The 17,253-nt window shown below is 34.3% G+C and carries 19 protein-coding genes and 4 pseudogenes; 14 read left to right on the plus strand and 9 right to left on the minus strand.

Going from position 1 to position 17,253, the window contains the following annotated elements; all coding sequences use genetic code 11:
- Nucleotides 1-43 precede the first annotated feature (43 nt).
- Nucleotides 44-286 (minus strand): DUF2626 domain-containing protein, encoded by a 243-nt coding sequence (locus A8F95_RS02320; RefSeq protein ID WP_049663166.1) that lies wholly within the window; start codon nt 284-286, stop codon nt 44-46.
- Nucleotides 287-579: 293 nt separating this feature from the next.
- Here A8F95_RS02320 and comGA point away from each other — a divergent pair.
- The 3 genes and pseudogenes from comGA to A8F95_RS02335 form a co-directional block, all read left to right on the plus strand.
- A pseudogene (comGA, locus tag A8F95_RS02325) lies at nt 580-1,338 on the plus strand (competence type IV pilus ATPase ComGA); the annotation flags it as partial.
- Nucleotides 1,339-2,099: 761 nt separating this feature from the next.
- The gene (locus A8F95_RS02330) at nt 2,100-2,576 is read left to right on the plus strand and encodes a hypothetical protein (protein WP_065409044.1); all 477 of its coding nucleotides are present in this window, start codon (nt 2,100-2,102) and stop codon (nt 2,574-2,576) included.
- A 285-nt stretch (nt 2,577-2,861) separates the two neighbouring features.
- Entirely contained in the window at nt 2,862-3,419 is a 558-nt protein-coding gene (locus A8F95_RS02335) for a DUF4240 domain-containing protein (protein ID WP_065409045.1), read from the plus strand.
- A 601-nt stretch (nt 3,420-4,020) separates the two neighbouring features.
- On the opposite strand, the gene A8F95_RS02340 is transcribed toward A8F95_RS02335, so the two are convergent.
- The 3 genes from A8F95_RS02340 to A8F95_RS02350 all read right to left on the minus strand — a co-directional run bounded on the left by A8F95_RS02340 (nt 4,021) and on the right by A8F95_RS02350 (nt 6,078).
- Nucleotides 4,021-4,434, minus strand: coding sequence for a DUF3139 domain-containing protein (locus A8F95_RS02340; RefSeq protein ID WP_077247171.1), 414 nt, complete (start codon nt 4,432-4,434; stop codon nt 4,021-4,023).
- 38 nt (nt 4,435-4,472) lie between these two features.
- Nucleotides 4,473-4,940 carry a helix-turn-helix transcriptional regulator gene (locus A8F95_RS02345; RefSeq protein ID WP_065409046.1) on the minus strand — a complete coding sequence of 156 codons (468 nt, stop codon included), beginning with the start codon at nt 4,938-4,940 and terminating at the stop codon, nt 4,473-4,475.
- 373 nt (nt 4,941-5,313) lie between these two features.
- On the minus strand, nt 5,314-6,078 hold the full coding sequence (locus A8F95_RS02350) for a hypothetical protein (RefSeq protein ID WP_065409047.1): 765 nt from the start codon (nt 6,076-6,078) through the stop codon (nt 5,314-5,316).
- 189 nt (nt 6,079-6,267) lie between these two features.
- Between A8F95_RS02350 and A8F95_RS23155 the strand changes: the two genes are divergently transcribed.
- Nucleotides 6,268-6,399 (plus strand): hypothetical protein, encoded by a 132-nt coding sequence (locus tag A8F95_RS23155; protein ID WP_281181727.1) that lies wholly within the window; start codon nt 6,268-6,270, stop codon nt 6,397-6,399.
- An 8-nt stretch (nt 6,400-6,407) separates the two neighbouring features.
- A pseudogene (locus A8F95_RS23365) lies at nt 6,408-6,626 on the plus strand (hypothetical protein); the annotation flags it as partial.
- A gap of 160 nt (nt 6,627-6,786) precedes the next feature.
- Here A8F95_RS23365 and A8F95_RS02365 read toward each other — a convergent pair.
- Genes A8F95_RS02365 through A8F95_RS02375 form a run of 4 tightly spaced genes read right to left on the minus strand, consistent with a single transcriptional unit; the run spans nt 6,787 to nt 7,695 of the window.
- Nucleotides 6,787-6,981 carry a hypothetical protein gene (locus A8F95_RS02365; protein ID WP_065409050.1) on the minus strand — a complete coding sequence of 65 codons (195 nt, stop codon included), beginning with the start codon at nt 6,979-6,981 and terminating at the stop codon, nt 6,787-6,789.
- A gap of 59 nt (nt 6,982-7,040) precedes the next feature.
- Nucleotides 7,041-7,259: a hypothetical protein gene (locus A8F95_RS02370; protein WP_065409051.1), complete on the minus strand. Its 219-nt coding sequence runs from the start codon at nt 7,257-7,259 to the stop codon at nt 7,041-7,043.
- 11 nt (nt 7,260-7,270) lie between these two features.
- Complete coding sequence (locus tag A8F95_RS22250) at nt 7,271-7,444, minus strand: hypothetical protein (RefSeq protein WP_176713585.1); 174 nt, start codon at nt 7,442-7,444, stop codon at nt 7,271-7,273.
- Between the two features lie 53 nt (nt 7,445-7,497).
- Nucleotides 7,498-7,695 carry a hypothetical protein gene (locus A8F95_RS02375; protein WP_065409052.1) on the minus strand — a complete coding sequence of 66 codons (198 nt, stop codon included), beginning with the start codon at nt 7,693-7,695 and terminating at the stop codon, nt 7,498-7,500.
- Nucleotides 7,696-8,819: 1,124 nt separating this feature from the next.
- Here A8F95_RS02375 and A8F95_RS22255 point away from each other — a divergent pair.
- The 7 genes and pseudogenes from A8F95_RS22255 to A8F95_RS02400 all read left to right on the plus strand — a co-directional run bounded on the left by A8F95_RS22255 (nt 8,820) and on the right by A8F95_RS02400 (nt 12,587).
- Complete coding sequence (locus tag A8F95_RS22255; RefSeq protein ID WP_176713595.1) at nt 8,820-8,969, plus strand: hypothetical protein; 150 nt, start codon at nt 8,820-8,822, stop codon at nt 8,967-8,969.
- A gap of 176 nt (nt 8,970-9,145) precedes the next feature.
- Nucleotides 9,146-9,277, plus strand: a pseudogene (locus A8F95_RS21865) (IS1595 family transposase); the annotation flags it as partial.
- Between the two features lie 30 nt (nt 9,278-9,307).
- Entirely contained in the window at nt 9,308-9,946 is a 639-nt protein-coding gene (locus tag A8F95_RS02380) for a DUF3885 domain-containing protein (protein WP_095407424.1), read from the plus strand.
- A 255-nt stretch (nt 9,947-10,201) separates the two neighbouring features.
- Nucleotides 10,202-10,450 (plus strand): hypothetical protein, encoded by a 249-nt coding sequence (locus A8F95_RS02385; protein ID WP_065409053.1) that lies wholly within the window; start codon nt 10,202-10,204, stop codon nt 10,448-10,450.
- 107 nt (nt 10,451-10,557) lie between these two features.
- The gene (locus tag A8F95_RS02390) at nt 10,558-10,737 is read left to right on the plus strand and encodes a DUF4083 family protein (RefSeq protein ID WP_065409054.1); all 180 of its coding nucleotides are present in this window, start codon (nt 10,558-10,560) and stop codon (nt 10,735-10,737) included.
- 117 nt (nt 10,738-10,854) lie between these two features.
- Nucleotides 10,855-11,796: a hypothetical protein gene (locus A8F95_RS02395; protein WP_065409055.1), complete on the plus strand. Its 942-nt coding sequence runs from the start codon at nt 10,855-10,857 to the stop codon at nt 11,794-11,796.
- A gap of 377 nt (nt 11,797-12,173) precedes the next feature.
- On the plus strand, nt 12,174-12,587 hold the full coding sequence (locus A8F95_RS02400) for a hypothetical protein (protein ID WP_065409056.1): 414 nt from the start codon (nt 12,174-12,176) through the stop codon (nt 12,585-12,587).
- A gap of 705 nt (nt 12,588-13,292) precedes the next feature.
- On the opposite strand, the gene A8F95_RS02410 is transcribed toward A8F95_RS02400, so the two are convergent.
- On the minus strand, nt 13,293-14,813 hold the full coding sequence (locus A8F95_RS02410; RefSeq protein ID WP_065409058.1) for a restriction endonuclease: 1,521 nt from the start codon (nt 14,811-14,813) through the stop codon (nt 13,293-13,295).
- A gap of 151 nt (nt 14,814-14,964) precedes the next feature.
- Between A8F95_RS02410 and A8F95_RS23370 the strand changes: the two are divergent.
- Both A8F95_RS23370 and A8F95_RS02415 read left to right on the plus strand, forming a co-directional pair.
- A pseudogene (locus A8F95_RS23370) lies at nt 14,965-15,300 on the plus strand (TniQ family protein); the annotation flags it as partial.
- Between the two features lie 198 nt (nt 15,301-15,498).
- On the plus strand, nt 15,499-16,791 hold the full coding sequence (locus tag A8F95_RS02415; protein WP_245671055.1) for a hypothetical protein: 1,293 nt from the start codon (nt 15,499-15,501) through the stop codon (nt 16,789-16,791).
- Nucleotides 16,792-17,253: the final 462 nt, after the last annotated feature.

Consider the following 17,253-nt stretch of genomic DNA (forward strand, 5'->3'; position numbering starts at 1 on the left):
ATAAAAAAGCCGGCCATTATAGACCGGCTGACAGAACCATTTATTAATGGCCTGCTCCAGGAGTTACCATAAAGGTAGTCCAGTAGCTGTATCCACAGAAGAATACAGTTAAGTATGCTGCAAACAGGTACACGTACATACGTTCAGTTAAATTTAAATATCCTACAATTAAGAAGAATCCGGTCTGGCCGAGGAATAGCAAAGCTGTTTTGTGCATATCGCCAAGATAGAACATGACAGCAAAGATTCCAGTCCAGAATGCTAATACGCGGAACATGCGATCCATTATGTATCCCTCCTTTATTCGTCACTCCATCAGTATCTTATTATAATGGAACGACAATAGTATTGTAAACATAACTTTCACGCACTTTGTGAAGATTGCGTGATATTTCCATAGTATCATGCTCTCTCCATGAATACATGTATAAGGTAAAATGGCGGATTTTTATATACTTTCTCCCCTAGCAGGAACGATTAAAAACTTGTTGTAGAAACTTAAAGAAAGAAGAAGGAGTTTTTAGTTTACTGTCGAATAAAGTTAATGAGCCAAAATGAAAGGTGGTGAAATAAAGAACAATGATGGTTGAAGAAGCTGTCGAAGAACTTTTGCAAGAAGCCCTCACTCTTAATTCGACAGATATCCACTTTATTCCCCGAACACATAGCTATGCTGTTCAAATCCGCTCTCAAGGTCAATTGATTCCCCATAGACAGTTTTCATTGCGTGAAGGTGAAAGACTGATTTCTCATTTTAAGTTTATGGCTTCGATGGACATCGGCGAAAAACGAAAGCCGCAAAGCGGATCATTTCAACTTGAAGTATCCAGATTTTTGATTTCTTTACGAATCTCCACATTGCCTACGGCCCTCTCGAAAGAAAGTCTCGTCATTCGTCTTCTTCCTCAACAAGGCGTACCAGACTTGCTGCAGCTTTCCTTGTTTCCAAGCTCCGCTAAAAAACTTCTCGCGCTTTTATCCCATTCTCACGGATTAATTATTTTCACAGGTCCGACTGGAAGTGGTAAAACGACGACTCTGTATTCGCTTATTCAGCATAGTGCCAGCCAGCACGGCCGAAATGTGATTACTCTCGAAGACCCTGTCGAAAAGCAAAACGATCAATGGCTGCAAGTACAAGTGAATGAAAAGGCCGGCGTAACGTATTCAACAGGATTAAAGGCTATTTTAAGGCATGATCCAGACGTGATTATGGTAGGAGAAATTCGTGATGAAGAGACGGCTAGAATTGCAATCCGCGCTTCACTCACAGGCCACCTTGTTTTAACGACTTTGCATACGAGGGATGCAAAAGGAGCGATATTCCGCCTGCTTGATGTTATGCGTCAACATGTTTGGCACTGCGTCAACATGTTTGACACCGTTCCAACTTCCTTGGCACGCGCGTCAGCTGAAACCCTTGATATATCAACAATGTATTTCAGAAAGTTTGTCACTGCGAAAATCACCTAAGGAGTGATCGAAAGGTTCTTTTCAAAGTTTGGCACGGGAAGGGTTTTTTACCAACATGTATGGCACGGCAAAAATCAAAGTTTGGCACAGGAAGAGTTTTCTATCAACATGTATGGCACAGAACAAGGGGAGGAAATAACAGCGAAGGAAATGTGCAGCTGATTTATATAAAACGAAATTTCCTCGGTGTTACATAGCATAAAAAACGAGAAAATCCTGCAACTTCTGATAATTATATTGATCCTACATAAGTAATAGCTCTGAATTGGTTTCTGTTGTTTTTTGAATAATTATTTTAAAGAGGGATTCTATATTAATTCATGAACGCAATATTGTTCATTCAATATACTTCAGCTAGTGAATAAATAATTGCTACGGTCTATGTGTAAGGTGTTAATAGACAGAAAGCAGTATGTTAGCGGAAAAATAAATGAAATTAAATAAGGTACGATAAAACAACTTTTAAATGGAATTCATTTAGCTATAACGAACTTAAAAAGAGGGTTAATAAAACGGATAGAGTTTTTTGAATTTTTGTTTACAAAGGGAAATTTTTCAATATATCATACAGGAGAGGTAGTGAAATAAAAGCATAAAATAAAATTCGTACATAGAGAGGTCTATTTATGGAATTTGAAGAAAGACAAGTTGCTGAGAAGGCGCTACGGCAAATGTTTATTGGAAGCCAATTAGATGGAATTAAATTTGGTTTAAGTCCTGCAACAACATTTGTTTACTTTATGCACTATGTAAACCGTGAGCCTGATCATTTATGGATAAATATTGAAACGAAATGGAACGTTTACTCTTCCGATGCAGTTTTATTCCCTGGTTCAGAACAAGAAATGGGTGAACTAACGGAGGAAGAACAGTTTAAACTGCTTTATTCTCTCAGAAGAGAACAAGTTGTAGATATTAAATTGGGAAACAGTTCTCCTCATCTTTATATAACTTTTAAATCGGGCAGGATACTTTTTATTAATGGATACCACGAAGAATACGAATGTTGGCAAGCTGGAGATGGTCAGGGCTTCGCTGGTGATGAATGGTTGGTTGTAGCAGCTCCTCAAAACGGAATAGCTACTTTGTTTCCACAAAATTAGTACATTGTTGCTCTGTGTGCGTACGCTTTATTTTCACGGAAATGCTGAATTTGACAAGTATATCCATTAGAATGCATTGGTGTGATTGTTGTACGCAGAATTAAGGGTATATTAGTGAATGTGTTTTTTTGTATTATGACGTTTGAAGTAGAATCACTTTACTTTCTTACTTCCATATTTCTCACCATTAAGGTTTTTAGCACCGAAAAGCAGTTTGGAAATGAAATAAATAGTATGATTATTGAAGTATCCTATGTATTATGCGGATAAGTGAGGGGGAATACGGTGAATAGAAAAGAATTCTGGAATTTAATTGACGGGTCTAAGGAATATGAAGATCAGGCTGAGTGGTTATTAGATGTGTTGGCACAGAAAAGTATAAACGAAATTTTGGATTTTGAGTTTCACTTTCAGGGATTTATGAATGAAAGTTACCAATCTCAGTTATGGGCAGCAGCTTATATACTTATGGGAGGATGCTCAGATGATACTTTTGATTACTTCCGAGGTTGGCTTATTGGCCAAGGAGAAGAAGTATATAATAAGGTCATGCAGAATCATGAGTACCTGGCAAAATATATTAGCGAAGAGAACCTTGATGAGGAAGGGTTGCCGCAAAACGAAGAATTACTTTCAGTCGGAGCAGATGCGTATACGTTAAAAAAGACAGGCGATATAGAGTGGAATAGTGACGTATATGATGAGCTATTGGAAGAGCTCAATCGGAGAGGGATTGGGTCAGCTGCTGACGATATAGATCTTGATTGGGAAGAAGATGAAGAGGAGTTAGAAAAGTTATTCCCGCTATTATGGAAACGGTTCGGAGAAGACTCGTTGGGATAGGAAATAGCGTAATTGAGCATCGGATTCTGTTATAGAAGCGAATGCGGTAATTAGAGAGTGCCAAGGAAATGGAATTCAAATTAATTTTGTTTAATGAGATATAAATTTTTTGCTTCTAGAATGGTCTCCGCTCGGGGTGTCTGTTGATTTCTTAGTTAAATTGATAGTAAAGGTTGGTATGATCAATATTAAGGTAAAGGTGGCAAGGTTATTCCCTAGGGTTGCTGAATAAGATAACGGAAGCCTAAAAGGCGCGATAATATGAATATAAAGGCCTCTTCGTTATATTGAGTATGATTCATTAGCGACATGTTCAAACGCAGCAGAAACGATTTACAAGATGCTAGCGCGCAGTATGTAAACGGGCAAACGTTTGGACAGTTTTAACATTGTTCAAAAATAACAAGAATCCATTTCGAAAGAAGATCAATCAAAATAGATTCTTAACCAACATATTTAAGTTCTCGTCATATAAAAAACTTGTTCGTTTTTCGCCTATGCTTTTCAATGAGAGTAGCTTCAATTGAGCAACACAATCACATGCCAATCACGACTAATGTGTGGCTGTCTTTTCCTTTTTGTTAGTGTGCAATATTTAACCTTATTTATTGTCGTAATAATTTACGCAATCATCCTCACTGTGTTTCGTTGGGCCGCTGATATTTCTATATTTAGGGCTATATCTCTCACAAAATTGCTTTACAATTTTCCCTTTTTTTCTTACTCCGTAGTAATAAGTTATATCGGGTTCATCCTTAAATTTGACTATATATTGGGTATGAAAGTAATCCTTATTTGAAGATTCATTCGGATAACCAGTATGTTGTTCTAGTATATCTTCGTCTGCATATCCCGTTTTCTCAAGGTAGGGAGGTACATGCTTATTTAGGAGATAATCTTGATATGGACTCCCATAATTCAGCCGAAAGATAACAGCAACAGGTAAAAGAAAAACAATAATAAGCATTAAAATCACTATAATCATTAATGTTTTCCTATCTTTTAAAATTTTCACGTTTGTGACCTCCTTTAAATTAAGTGCTCTCAAAAAATTTAGGAGTTTGCAGGACTATTTTTTAAAAGCTCATCAAAATATATGAATGTTTCATCACTTTCAAATGAACTGAACCAACGATAATTGTCCAAATCTATGATCCGATAATGCTTGCTTATCATGTTTTGTTGCAGTATAAAGCCTTTTTCTTTCTTAATTTGTTTCCACCAAACTTTTCCCCCCAATGTTTTTTCCTTTGGTCTATCAATTTTCCCGTGTGCTAACGTTTCAATTACTTCTAAGGGGTCTTCTCCTAATGCTGCCTGAATGACTTCAGAATCTCTAAATAAAGCGCAAGTGGCAATAACGCTCGTCCAGGTAGCAGGTATTCGCTCTTTTTCAATCTGAACTAATGTTTTTTTTGAAATCCCAAGAACTTCTGCCATTTTTTCTTGTGTATAGCCTTTTTCGTGTCTTATTAGTTTTATTTTTTTTGAAATCACATCAATTACATCTTTTTCATTCATAGAATATCTCCTTAGTTACTTTTGTTTAATTTAGTGTAATATTACACTTTTAGTGAATAGAGAGCAAGAAGGAATATCCAAAATAAGAAATTTTAAACGGAGATATATTTTGGTTACACTTTTTACAAATTTACGCACTTTTATGGATTAGGAGAGTTTATCCAATATGCATTATTGTGTGTTTCCATAGATTTATGAGGATTATTATGGAAAATAGTTATAATAACACGGGCATTGAAGCGGTTGTTATTCCTGAAGGGTTATTGAAGTTCTAATTTAAATTTAAAATAAATGATTTGGTTTTTTTATTGTATTAGCAAGGTGCTTGCTAGATAAGCCGCTGACAGTTATTAAACCCCTTAAAGGATTATCTTTAAGGGGTTCGGTCTTTTAAATTTTTCTTTTGTTTTGACCAGAAATCAGGAGGGACATAAGAAATTAACGAGTAATCAATTTCCTGACCTGCTTGAGTGGCCAACTGAACAAGCAAGGCTTCTCTCTTATTAATTGGTTCTACGTTCTTGGTGGTAATTGTAATAACTTGAGCACCAGTTCTTTGTGGGACACCGACAACAACAATTTGATTGCCTTTAGTATATACATCGGTTACTTTAGTTTGAAAAATAACAATATACATGTCTAAGGCCTTTTCATTTTGGAACATAGGTATGGATAAACCGACATTGTGTTCGAAGTCATACCATTCAGAAAGCCCAATATCATAATTGGTAAAAAGACGATGAAGAGCATAGTGAATTCGGATTGGCATATAGCTCCATCTGCCTGTTGTACTATGCCAATATTTCTCATAAGCAGCTCTTTTATAATCAGGTTTGTCTATTATTGTTTTAAAAGGAATGCGGGGGCCAGTTTTAATCACTGTTCGAATAGATTCCGTATGCGATGGCAAAGAGAGTCCTGCCCAAGGCGGATCATCAATTCTTACTGGTTCGGAGGGCTCCAAGTTTTTAAGGCGCTTTTCTTGTTCTCTTAACAGAATCCCATATTTTTTGATCCTGTTTTCCAATTTGTTTATTTCAATTTTGAGGTCTTCTTTTCCGTAAGCAAAAGGGGCGGAGCTTACATTTGCAATTATTGAACAAATAAAAAGTACAATCCATTTTTGTATACTCGACATATCGTCACCTCAAATTTATTATCCGCTGTTGGGACAGACATATGCCTTTTTATGACTTTCCTTTTTTAAAGAAGGAATAATATTCAATAAACCAAAACATCTCTTTAAGTGAGGGGATGGAAGTTACAAAATAAGGCAGCGGAAGTTCTTCAGGAACTACAAAAAAAGTTAGAAGAAAACGAGGGCGCAATGGAAGTAAACCAAGATGGCTATGAGTATCAGGCGACTTGTACATTTAATTCTCCTGCTTTTGAACAGAAAATTAGGTTTTTGAAAATAAAACAGGAGGGGCCTTACCCGATAATTGCAAAGAGTTTTTAACGACAACTAACGGTTGTCGTCTGTTGGATGATATAGATTTCGGTGGAGAGATAGAGCTTTACGGTCTTAATGAGATTAAGGGATATACCCATGAAGACGAATTTGAAGGATGTTACAATGTGGCTTATATCTATCAGCTTAACAAGCAAGACTACCCCTTTATTGATCGGTTATATGCTTTTTATGTTAACGAGCGCTATTTCTTTTGGGTGTTTAACTTTAATTGAGAAAAGAAAAAGAGGAGGGAATCGATTAAAATTCCTCTGCCTCAATTTCTTGTAATAAATTATCAATCCTCACCTTATAACTCCTGTTTTACTTTGAGGTGATATTATAACTATCGGCTACAAGAGGTATAACTTGTAAGGTGCGGAATCAATGTCTTGTTTAATCGTTAATAAAAATTAACTCTTCATCGTCCAATGCAAATGCTCCTTCTTCCAATACCGCTTCATATCCATCGAAAACTTCTTCTTCCACTTCAATGATGACATTTTCATATTTCTTTACCATCTCTATAAAACATGTCGTATACTTCGCTTGATTTTTCATTATTTCTTCTACATTAAATTTAGCCTTCAAATTACTCATCTCCTTATAAAAGGGTATTTTTAGCTCACAACTTGCCAGTGCATGGTGAATTAATCTGAATAAGACTTACAGTCTTTGCAGTAAACTTTAACTAAAAACTGTTTACCGTCCTGCCAATAAACCTCTTCTTGGTTGCAGTTTTCGCTACCACATTGCTTGCATTTTAGTCCAAGTTCTATTAAGTCATCGTCCGTCCAAAATTCCTTTACCTGCTTTTGCCGTTCTTCGTTAGACATGGCCATAATTTTTTTAAACCTTTTAATATTCATAAGTTATCCCTCTATTCCTCTTCACTAATGCTGCTGATAAGATTATTTAGATCCTTTACTTCTTCAAAATACATGGATACGGTTCCGACTGCTTCTCCATCATGAAACTGCGCCAATTCAACTACTCCACCATTAGCTTTAGCAATTAATTTACCTGATTGATTTTCATAGATTACTTTCTCCATTCCTTTCACCCCCAAAGTAATTTTTGTCATATCCTCAACGGAATGCGAATTAGTTATTGTTTTATATAAAACCTGTAATCCTTTAATGTTCGTGCAATTCCACCTTTTGTTTCCTTGACTTTTTTAAGGACTGTTAAAACTCTTTCATGTGTTATAGGCGGAAACCCTTCGCTTAATGCTACATCGTTGTTTAATTCTCTTATGGCAAGGATAAGTTTTTTATCTAACTTTTTACGTTGTCTTTTGTTCAATTGGAATTACCCCCTTGTGTCGCTTAATGTGTCAATCCCACACTAAAGTTTCAAGAAACAGTTTGTATCTGAATGAATTAATATTCTTGTTCACCACACTGATGTTTCAATGTCTGTATTAATCACCTTTTCGCGAAAACTTATTAAAAACTCTTTAGTGAAACACTGTTTAATTTCGCTCGGCATTTCATATTCAATCTTTGAATTCTTTTTTATCGGCATACAATACACCCCTCGACTTGATATTAACTCATTCCCAAATTAATTTTTGGTCGCAACGGGAGCAAAATTCTGGTTTCTCCCAAGCCATTAGAATATGCCTCTCACAATTAGGGCATTTGATAACTATTGGTGAGTAATTTTTGTTGTGTATCACAATCACTTTTTCGACACTTGTGGGTATGTTTTTATCCACCAATATCCCTCCTTCGCTACATTGTTTGTGCCTAATCTCTTTATATTTGTACAGCCTTATACAATGATAATGATGTTTCACCATAAAAGTTGACGAAACTACTGTATGCTATTATTCATTTAATTACAGTGATTTCCTTTAGAATATACGTCGGTTATTTTGGTTTGGAAGACTGCAATATACCTATCTAAAGCCTTTTCATTTTGTAACATAGACATAGATAATCTAATGTTATGTTCAAACCTATACTATTTAGAAAGTCCGTTGTAATAATTGGTAATAATCGGTGAAGAGTATAGTAAGTTCGGGTTGGTATATAACTCTATCTACCTGTTGTACTATGCCAATATTTTTTATAAGCAACTATTTTAATAATCAAGTTTGTCTATTATTGTGTTGAAAGGAATGCGGGAGTCAGTTTCAATAATTGTTAGAATAGATTCAGATTTGAATGACAAGGAGAGCTCTAGCCAGGGCAGAATGCCGATTTTTACTGATTCGGAAGGTTCCAAAATGTTAAGGGGATTTCTTTTTCTCTTAACAGAATATCATGTTTTTTGATCTAGTTTTCAAATTTTTTCTTTTTAATTTTAATGTCTTCTTTTCCTTAAGAAAGGGGACAGGCATATGCCTTTTTATGACTTTCCTTTTTTAAAGAAAGAATAATATTCAATAAATCCAAACATCTTTTTAAGTGAGGGAATGAAAGATGAAAAATAATGTAGGAGAAGTTCTTCAAGAACTCCAAAAAAAGTTAGCAGAAAACGAGGGTGTAATCGAAGTAAATCAAGATGGGTATGTTTATCAGGCGACTTGTACATTTAATTCTCCTGCTTCTGAAAAGGAAATTAGATTCTGAATTAAATGGTTTGGTTTTTTTATTGTATGGGTTCTATTAAAGAATATTGTTGATATTTGATAACTTCCCAAATTCAAAATATTGTCTTACTGAGAACAAATATTTGGAAGAGGTTGTAAGGATGGACAAAGCGTTTAGTAACTTGTTGAAGTATCTTGATAAATTATCTTACTTGATTCTTGTTCATAGACAGTCGCAGTAACAAAACCACAAAGCAACATATTAAAGAGCTTTTATTAACATCATTTGTATTTGAAAGGACAGAGACTTATGATAGTTTAAGTCAGTCCAAATTTCGGGTCAGTTGAACCGATAAATAGTAACTATGAGGTGTTGAAATGCAGTTAAATGACTTTATGCACGAAAATTACCCTAATTTAGAGCTTAGACCACCTTTATTTTATAATTGGGATATTGGGATTCGTTTTGAACTTGGTGTAGGGTGGACAAGGGAATATGATTATCCAAACAACCCATATGTATTGGGGTGTTATAAAAGGGCGATTACTTTATTTGAATCTCAACATTCTCCAACAGAAGATATTTTTGTTGTGATAGATGTCAATGATTTTGATAAAGGGAAAAAACTTAAACATCAGTTAAAGAATTTTTCCTCCTATGTTAAGAAATTATTATTGTTTAGTTTAAAACATCAAGAATTGCCTTATATTTTTTCAGAAGATGATGAAGAAGGCGCATATAAAACTCATAGATTTACTTTAAAGTGCAAAACATCCGATTTTAAATATGTCCCATTACTAAAAGCAATTTGCAATAAAGACTTGGAGTTGAAACCGAGAATTTTCCATAGGGTTTATTTCATTAATATCAATAGAAAAACAATCTTTCGCGTTTACGATGATAGAGGTTGTGATTTGTTAGCAACTTCACCCGCTACAATAAGAGATGTTTATAATAGATACAATGACTGGATTTTAGACTATGACAGACCTGAAATTAATAAGGTATTTAATTGAATTTTATTTAAGGGAAACGCCATAAACAAGCGTCTCCCATTTTTATAATTAAAAATCAACATTAAAATTTAACAGAGCCTAATATTAAAGTCCAGCAGAACCTTGCGGAAAATAAAGGACTAGAGTATCTAAGCCTTTGTCGCTCTTACTACGTTTTTCTTGTACTGTTGATCAAAGGTCAATGAATAAGGATTGAAAAGGTACTGTGCTATTGCTACTATTAAATAGCAATATATTCTATTAAGGGGGATTCCAATGAGGAAACATTGCTTATTAATTTTGGGTTTGCTGTCACTGTCTCTTTTATTATTAATAAGCTACCAACCAAAAAATGAACAAAGCATTCAAGAAACAGACCAACATTCAGTCAGCCAAATGGCAACACACGTAAAAAAAGATATATCAGCTGCTTATAATGAAGAAGATGTTTTCAAAAGAACGGTTTCCATCGGTTCAAAGAAAATCATACTTCCTCTTCATGGATTATACCTTGATGAAAACTAGATGATGCAAAGCATCTTTGATAAATAGAAAGGTTCTATTTATTTAGAAAAACTATCGGAGGAGTTCAATGAAGATTTTTCCGTTAAACGTTCTAGGAGTGACTTGTTATGAGTAGTTTTAATGTTGGAGATGCTTTATTTCAATTATTTAATCTTGGCTTTCTTGTCCTAATTGTTGTATTAATCGTGTCTTTTTTCCGTTCTAACAAGAGCCGCAGAAATCAACTTAATAGAATTGAAAAGAAGCTTGATGATATAAGTGAACAATTAAAAAAGCATGTAGAATAACGATTTTAATAAAGTCGTTTTTCTACGTGCTTTTTAGTATTTCGACAGTCACTTTATTGGGTTTTTAATGTGGTAAAATTGGCACTTGCTAGGGTTATCGTAAAAGGAGTGACATTGATGCTTCAAATGGAGGTTATCCAAAAACTTAAGACATCCTACGTAATGAAAGTGGCACAAAAAAGAAGATTATTATCTCACACTATGGGGAGTAAAACTGTAATTTATGATACTGATTCTTGGGAAAAAGTAACTGAGCTTTTTAAACCTAAGCATCCAGGAAATATAATGTTTTCAAAAGACAATAATTATTTCTACATTAAGAGTACGACTGGCGCCTTTTGCGTGTACGGTACGATTGACTTTAAACTTATAAAAAGTATTCAGTCCAGTAAGTCTCGCCAGTTTACAGAAGGATCGTTTGCATTAACTGATGACCCCTTTATAATAATCGACACAATACAAACTAAATTTGGGAACCAATTAGCAGTCATTGACGTCAATGAGGGAAGCCACAAAGTAATTACTGATTTTGAAGATTCTATAACATTGTTTGACTACCATCAGTATGTAGCAGATGAAAGTTATCATTTATTTACTGTCAGTTACGTTAATCCTAATACTGATTTTCGTGAATACAAATTATTAAAAATAGATCTGTCCTCACAAGATATCGTGTCATTAAGACACCCTAATATTTCTTATTGGGATTCTTTAATTTTTAGCTCTGTCCATAAGAGCTATATTATGATTCATGATAACCATGATCTTATCATTTCGGACTATTCATTTAAAAAAGTCCTGAAAAGAAAAACTTTATTTGAAGGGCAAAAAAAACAAGAGGAAGTTGGATATTTTCGCCATATCAATCAATCGCCTGATGGAAACTATATCATTGTAACGTATAGTGAGATGGTGATTATTATTCGTTATGCTGATTTAGAAATAGTCAGAGTAGAAGCTCTGCCTTCCGCTTGTTTTGGAGAGTTTAGTGAGGATAATCAATATCTACTTATCGGCACGTGGACAAATGGATATGTACTAAAAAATAACTTGAAATAACCTTTAGTAATTATGAGTTGAGTTTCGTCCTCCATTTAACATCCGTTCTATTTGAACTGACAGGCGATTAAGTTAAATAACAAAATGTGAGGATAAGTCGGCCTTCTCTCTTTAAATAATCGACACTATTGATTCGTATGGTCTTACAGAAAAAAAGAGGGATGAATCGTCTGTTGTTTATCTAGTTACAGATAGTAAACAGATTATAGAAATAGAAAGTCTTGTTAAGTCCTTTGCTGATTATTGGCAAGTCAAAACAGAAGGGTAGTTTCCGTCCTTTATGGGTTAGTCTCGGGTGTAGAAAATAAAAGATTATTTCGGAGTATCTATGAGACAGGACGATAGTAAGATAAGTAAGCGGAAGGGCGGGAATTGAAATGAGTTTAGCTAGTTATATTGGTTGTAACAAAAAAATCCCAATTAGTGATGAAGATTCAAGTGATTTAATTATTATAGGTGATTGTTTTTCGAATAAGTATAATCAACTAAATGTAAAGAAGTATCAACTCTCTACACCTTATGTTTATGAGGTATCGAGTCATTGGGGGATTGAGATTTCGGAATATGTAAATAAGAGAACTTGCGCAGAATCAAAAAAGAAATTAATGCGGCTATGTGAAATTATGGATGGCCACCTTGAAAAAGGTGATTTCTTTGAATTATATAGTTGTTGGGTCGGCGAAGAAGCGGACAAACGAGAAGGTGAACTAGTCTTACAATTCACCAGCTTTGATATTGATCAAATTGAAATACCTGAAAAAACATTAGTACGATTTGAAAAAAATAATTAAAAGTTTCCCCTAATTAATCGAAGAAGTGGCAACCATCTTTAATAAACTCTCTGATTTCTTTAAATGACTTAAATTGCCTAACGCAACTTGAATCTTCTTCTAAATGAATGAAATATTCGATATCGGCATAATTTATCTTCAGCAAATAAGATTTATTGTTCCTGCTAAATCTGGCCATCGCTTCATGAACAAATTCCCACTTCTCTTGAAGGTCTTTTTGAAGAAATTCTCCTAGAAAGATGGCTTCGGAAAAAACGACCGATTTAAAGATCTTATGTTTGTTGGTTTTACTCAAAAGTAATAGTCCTTTCTTTATGGATTATTCAAAAGAATTTTTTAGAATGGCTCTAACCATATTTCGAGACTGAAAAATCTGTGATGTTCGCAAAAAGGAATCTATTTCAAGCGAAATCACAATTTGTTGCTCCTGCTTTAATTTCAAATGTTCGGCTGCATAATTGAAAATATTATTGATTTAATGACTATCCTCTTAAACGACCATTCATTTTCCTGAATAGTTCTTCGCTTCTCAACATTTGACATTCAATTCATGCCTTGTCCTGTTTAACTCTACAAATTAATTCTTTATCCAAAAGTTACCTCTTAAATCTCAACTTTAACGATTAATAAAATTTTTATACATACAAAAATCACAGGCCTATAATACCCGTGATTTTTTGTGGTGAGATTAAGTAAGAAGAAAGATTAAATAAGTTTTTTATTCTGTGTTAATTCAATCCTAACTTTATATCCATATTCATTGAACATTTGGATTAAATTCGATCCGTCTAGGAGGGTGAGGGGTTTTCCTTTTATAAATTCTCTGGAGTCATTTCCGTAATAGCTTGTTGTGACAAGTATCCCCTTCACTGCTCCTTCATCTGCCATTATTCCGTTTAACTCCCGAACCGCTGAAATAGGAACAACATGATTGTACCTCTTTGCTTGAATAATGAATTTTCCTCCTCGTATTGGATCAGGATCAAACGCAACAGCATCTATACCTCCATCTCGGCTCGCCTTTGTAACTTTAACTTCAGCGCCAACATCTGAAAAATATTGCTCAAACAATTCTCTGACGAGGTGTTCAAAATCCTCCCATGGCATAACAGCTAAGTTTGGGATTGAATTAATGTTTGCTAGGATCTCCTTTGATTCCACAAAGCGTTTATCTTCTTTGTTTATTTCCAAGATTGGTCGAACAGGAGCGAGTTGATGCAAAGCGCTTGCATTTAATCCCTTTAAACTTCGGAAACAGTCTTTTGGAATTACTTTTTCTAAATTAAGTGATAGAAATTGCTTTTTTTCTGCCTGAAGACTAATGATGCAAGAATTAAAATCTAGCCCAGTAGCAGTATCTACTCCGTGTACCCAGCCATTAAAAACCAATAATTCGACCGTTTGAGCATAATCTGAACTGAACACTTCATGAAAAGTGCGTAGCGTCATTTGATACAGTATATCTTCGTAATAATTCTCGAACTCCTTTTTCTTCATTTTTTTTGTGGTTATTTCTTTTCGTGTTTGGATGAATTTGTACTCTGCAATATTTGGCACTTGATCAAGGTGAGGCAAATGATAATCCACAATCAGGGTATTAGTGTCTGGAAGATACTGAATATCAAAGTGTTTCTTTAGGTCTGGCGGATAGTTAGATAATTCTAGTACTTTTCCGAAGTACCTCTCCACAAAAGGAGCTATTGCTTCTTCATAAGATAGTTTAAAAAGATCAACTGATTCATTAATTTGTTTTTGATCATTTGAAAATTCGTTTTTCTCGTTAAAATACTCGCTTAAAGCCTCGTTGTAGAGTCTTTCTGCCTCTCTTTGTTTCTTCAATCGTTTTTCTCTTACTGACGGGAATAAGAACTCAATGATCTTATCTTCTTTTGGGACATTAACAAGTTCTATGAATGTATCTAGAGTAGGCTCTGGTTTTAAAAAATCCTCATTATTGTATAGCATCTGCCAATTTAAGCGATGTTCCTGCTCTAAAGAGTGTTTAAGTAAATTTTGATACCAACTGATCAACTCTAAGGCCGCTTCGGTATCAGCAGTGGCCTTTTCCTTCATCTTTACAATCTTCTTTTGCTCTTTTATTTGCTTTTCCTTTTCTCTCCATTTTTTTCTTTGGATTTTTACTTTTTGGTCTAATTCCCACTGGGTTTTAGCGGTTATTACTTTACTCTCGTTAAGAAAATTATTTGATATGTGAGTGCGAAACACTTAGATTACCTCCGCTATTTTCTATATTATTAGAAGTCTTGCCAAAAGAAAGGAGGATATAAGTGAATTTTCGGAGCGCGAATAAATTTCTCCATTGCGGGCAATAACAGTTTTCTAGGAGGGATGAAAAATAAAGACACTGTTAAACAAATTGTCCATCAAAGAGACGGAAACATTGGGTAGCTTTCTTTTTCGAATTTTTAAAAGGAATTATTATGATTCTCCTTATCCTCTATCCAATAGTTCTTTTACGAGAAATCAACTACTCCAAAATTTTATTCCACAGGACATCTGTAATGAGTTAGAATTACTAACAATGCAAAAGGGACTATATCGTCACTCGTATAAGAGCATGGAAGTTGATTTAGAACAAGAGAACTTATTGTTCCTTAAGACAAGCAGCAAGTTCTGTCCTAAATGCTTACAAGAGGAAATTTATCAGGATTTCAGCTGGGGTATAAATCTAATTAGCGTATGTCTGAAACACGAAGTATATTTAGCGAATAGGTGTAGTTTTTGCAATAGCAAAGTTACTCTAAGTTCAATCTTCAAAGACAAGTGCAATGGATGTGGATGTAAATATTCATCTATAACAACTGCAAAGGAGACAAATCCCTATATATTGAATTCACAAAGAGAATTGAGCGAATTAATATTAGGGAAAAAGAAGTTGTTTCTCGATTTGATGAGTTTAACTGATTTTTTAACTGTAATTTTTGCTTTCTCTCAGTTATTAGATGGCCTACCAAGTTTTACTCAGCAAGATGCTCATAAGTATAAAATAAAATGCACTAATAAAATCCCGTTTGATGAGAAGGACTTAGTATATTTAATAGCCGATCTTTATTGGGTCTTCAAGGACTTTGATAACCGCATTCCTAAGATTTTAACTTCGAATTTTTGCCAAGAGCCTACTAGAGATGTAAGAAAAAAAAGAAAGAAATTTGAAGAGCGAATTCTTAGTTCTGAAAAACTGCGCTTTATTATAAACGCATATGAAGAGTTACGCCTGGAACATTTCATTTGCGAAATGAAGGCTCCGAGGAATGTGAAAATTTATGACAGACAAGCATTAAATTTCATCAAGGAAAACTATCTTACTAAGGGAGAACTTAAACGACAATATCAATTAGTGGAGAGTGAATATGATTTTTTAATGAAATCAGGAGCTTTCAAAGATTGTTATTTCAATAATGGAAATGCAAGTTATTTCTTTAAGAAAAGAATAAACAGGCGTATACAGACTTTCTTAAAGGAGAAGGCTGATGCTGTTACAGTCGCGGAGGCCGCGATGCTGCTAGGGGTTAACGTTAATCGTGTATCTAGTTTGGTGAAAAACGGTATTTTAAATTACTCTTCTTATATGGGGTATAGTAAATGGCTGTCAAAAGAAAGTATTCAACAATTATTCGTGTCATTAAATGCGGAAGAAATTAAAGATGTAGAAAACAAAGTTTCCTTTCGCAGATCTTTTGAGATGTTTGCAACATCAGGTTTAAACGTGGTCGAATTAATCCACTTCATCCGACGAGATCATTTAAAAGCATATACCAAAACTATGCCATATAAATTATTCGATTTATATTTTGAAGTTGATGATCTTTTGAAAAAGATCAAGGAGAAGCGCATTTTAACAAAAGGACTTAGCTTAAGTGAAGCAGCGGCTAAACTAAATTGTGGAGAACGAACTGTTATGAAAATGGTTGAGGTGGGATTGTTGTCCTCTCCCGCTGTGGAGAAAATTCATTCCTCTTCTTTCGCATATCGTTTTGATTTGACTGAAATTGATAGGTTCCAAAAAAATTTTTATATGGTCGATCAACTTGTAAAAGAGTTCAAAGTAACTCCAACATTAATAAGTAACGCTATTTACAGAGGGTCGTTAAAGAATTATCTAGCTGGTAAATGCAGAAAAGTAATTGTAAATAAAAAGGAGTTTGAAGAGTATTTAAAAAAACAAAAAAGAGCTGTTTCGTGATAACGGGCTCCGTTCGGAGATACAAACAAGAGTGAAGTCATAAGGATTTCACTCTTTTATTTTTATGCGTTATTATTTTCCTGTAAATATGGAACGAGGGTTTTTAGGAAAGAACTTAAATTGGATTCTCCGTTAAGTTCACCCTGTGTGGGTACATTCTTTATAGAACTAAGCATTTTTTCAACACTATTTGAATTTGTTTTCAACAAATAAACTTTTAAGGTCTGTTTTTTTGAATCATTCTTTATTAAATTCCTTTTATACTTTCACTCTGTTTTATTACATAGGTTGTGTCAATTACACAGTAACAACGAACTGCGTCACAAATGTGTTGATTAAACCTCTTTGAGTAAGCTATATTGATCTCTAACATTAGTTTTAATTGTATATGGGGGTGAGTCCTCTGCTCTGGCTCTTTATTTCTTTAATTGGATTAATAATAGTCATACTTACAGCTAGGAG

This window comes from Pseudobacillus wudalianchiensis, from assembly GCF_001685015.1.
In the GTDB taxonomy this organism is placed as follows: Bacteria; Bacillota; Bacilli; order Bacillales; family Domibacillaceae; genus Pseudobacillus; species Pseudobacillus wudalianchiensis.